This is a genomic window from Daejeonella sp. (genome assembly GCF_044348475.1).
GTDB lineage: Bacteria > Bacteroidota > Bacteroidia > Sphingobacteriales > Sphingobacteriaceae > Daejeonella.
In genome coordinates, this window is sequence record NZ_JBIKSU010000163.1 from 1 (window position 1) to 2,724 (window position 2,724).

The following is a 2,724-nucleotide window of genomic DNA, read 5'->3' on the forward strand; positions in this document are numbered from 1 at the left end:
TTTAGGAAATATCATAATTTTTTATTTTTTAATTGTAAAGACCACCCCCTTTTATTCCCCCGCCAGCGGTGGACACTGGTCGCCTAGTTAAATTCGTTTTGATAAAAAATCCCCTTATTAAAACAATAGATTAAACCAACAACAAATTTTTCTGAAAGCTATGTTTTTGAAAAATCACACGCGACACGCATGCGCCAGCGGTGCCTAAAAAACAAATTCCAATCCACCTCCAATATGTCATCCCGAACCCTGCCCTTCAGCAGGTGAGGGACCTTCGTTGTTCTTAGCACAAATTTAGCCCTGGCTACAGGTAAAAAAGACTCTCGCAAAGACGCAGGTGCATAGCGCCTAAACAATTCAATTCCAAATTAACCTCCTACCTCATACCTCATACCTCCTACCTCATACTTCATACCTCAGACTTCCTACCTCCTACCTCATTCCTCCTACCTCACTGCTCCCCCCTCATACCCACTCTCCAATAAACCCCAGCCGAAACCAAAATCAACAACTCACAAACAATCGTAGCTATTGCTGCACCCTTTGCTCCATAAACCGGGATAAGAAAGAAATTCAAAGCAACATTCAGAATAATCATGATCAGGTTGAGATAGACAAGAAATTTAACTTTGTTTTTAGCAACGAGGTTATTACTGATTGAGCCGTAGATAAATACAATAGCCAGATACCAAACCAGTACTTTAAATACAGGTATAGATTGATCATACTTAGTATCAAAAAATAGTTCAAAAAGAATATCTGAACCAAAGTATAGAAAGGTGCTTAGCAAAATTCCAATGCCACCCAGGCAGTACAGTGCCAGATATTGAATGCGTTTAAATTTATCTTTATCCTCGGCATGTTTTGCCAGGCTCGGAAAGATGGCGGTCATAAATGCACCTGAAATAAACATAAATGGATATATAAATCGGGTAGCACCAGCATAATATCCCACTTCTATACTGCCCGTCATTTTTTCAAGCATGATGATGTCAATTTTATTATATATAACATTCGCAGCCATCAAAACGGTAAATAAAATCCCCTGCCTGATAAATGTCATGCTTCCAGACAGATCTAATTTTAATTGAAATAGATAGGTAAATTCCTTTTTATATCGGGTATAGAGCAACAGGATTAACAGTACAAAGCAATTAATAAATCCTAGAAAAATAAAATACGCTAGCGGCGCTTGATAATAAATTCCGGCCAGCATGAAGATCAATTTTAAGACGCTCAGAGATACATCTTTATAGAAGATTAGATCTTTGCGGCCGGATGCAATAAAAATGGCCAGCATGGGCGCAAAAAAAGCACTAATAACAACACTGAGCCCGAATACACTTAAGTAATAGAAATCATTCACTGAATTGCTTGCATAGCTGATACTCAATATGAGTATTAGCATTACGGCACTGATTAGTAGTTGCGCCGATTGTGCCTTTGAATAGATACTTTGAATTTTATCTGGATTCTGGCTGCTTTCTTTGATAATGTGTTGCGTGAACCCTCCATCCGAGAAAAAGGCGAAGATTGAAATGAATTCTATGATGTAGATGTATTTTCCGTATTCTGAAACCGGAAGAAACTGCATCAGGAAAATAAGCCCGATAAAGCCCAAAATTTGGACAATAACACTACCCCCCATATATACAGCTGAATCTTTCAATAATTGTTTACGCATCAGCTTTTTATTTGATCAGCAAGTTTTTTTACAATAACTGGCCAGGTAAAGCTCTCTTTTGAAAAGCTTCTGATTTCTTGATAGCGTTGAGATGAAAGAAAACCCGGTTCAATGCTGTTTTGTATTGCCTTTGAAAATTCCTGTGCATTTGCTTTTGCAACTGTGCCATATTTGCCCTTTGAGGTAATGTGTTCGGCGCTTGAAACCGGGCTGCTAATCAAGTAATTGCCAAAATAGATTGCTTCTGGAAAAGCGATTGGAAATCCTTCATACCGTGAACTCAAACAGAATACCTTTGATCGGTTGTACCAATCAAATAACTCTTTTCGGTCTGTGATGTTACCTGTGAAAATGATCTTGTTTTCAAGCTGTGGGTATTCTCTGTAAAAATCAGCGATGTATTTCTTAAAGTTTTCTTCAATGGGCCCCAAAATGTATACTTTCCAATCTTTGAGGTCTATTATTTTCAAGGCATCAAGCAATAGCTCTGTATTTTTTTGTTCGGTACCGATTCTTCCCACAGTTAAAATAATATTTTCTTTTTCATGGAAGGCTTTGACCGGAATTTCCTTGTCCAGATAAAGATTATCAACGCCATTGGGGATGCATATCAGTTTATGTTCCAGTTCAGGATAAACGTGTAGCAAATATTCTTTGGCTTGATCGGTTTCTACTGAAAATAGGTCGGTGAGCTTGAAAATCCAGGAGGTTAAAGCCTTTAAAAAGAAATTTTTGATTCGGTAATTTGAAAATAGGAAGGCATTATAATTCTTGAAAAACAGAATATCCATATCTAGTTTGATATAGGCCTTACCTTGGGGGTTTACCAGTTTATAGATTAGCAGGTAAAGAATATTGTCTTTTTTGAAGTGAAATAGGTTTAATACATCAATGGATTTTGAGTTATTCAATAGGTAATATAATACGCCCAATTCAAAATAGAGAAATCTGCCTTTATTGGGAATGAAGTTTAGTTTTAATCCATTCACCTCCTGATCAATAAATGGATATTCCACATTATTCTTGTAGCTGATTAATGT

2 protein-coding genes are annotated in these 2,724 nt (G+C 37.0%); both read right to left on the reverse strand.

Annotated elements, in window-relative coordinates:
• Positions 1 to 451: 451 nt before the first annotated feature.
• On the reverse strand, positions 452 to 1,684 hold the full coding sequence (locus ACIQZ6_RS12710; RefSeq protein WP_395811666.1) for a flippase: 1,233 nt from the start codon (positions 1,682 to 1,684) through the stop codon (positions 452 to 454).
• On the reverse strand, positions 1,684 to 2,724 hold a 1,041-nt coding region (locus tag ACIQZ6_RS12715; RefSeq protein WP_395811668.1), incomplete at its 5' end, for a glycosyltransferase family 4 protein. The genes ACIQZ6_RS12715 and ACIQZ6_RS12710, both read right to left, overlap by 1 nt.

What these genes read in the sequence shown, in the direction of transcription:
- ACIQZ6_RS12710 (WP_395811666.1), bottom strand. Translation starts at nt 1,684, where the DNA reads ATGCGTAAACAATTATTGAAAGATTCAGCTGTATATATGGGGGGTAGT.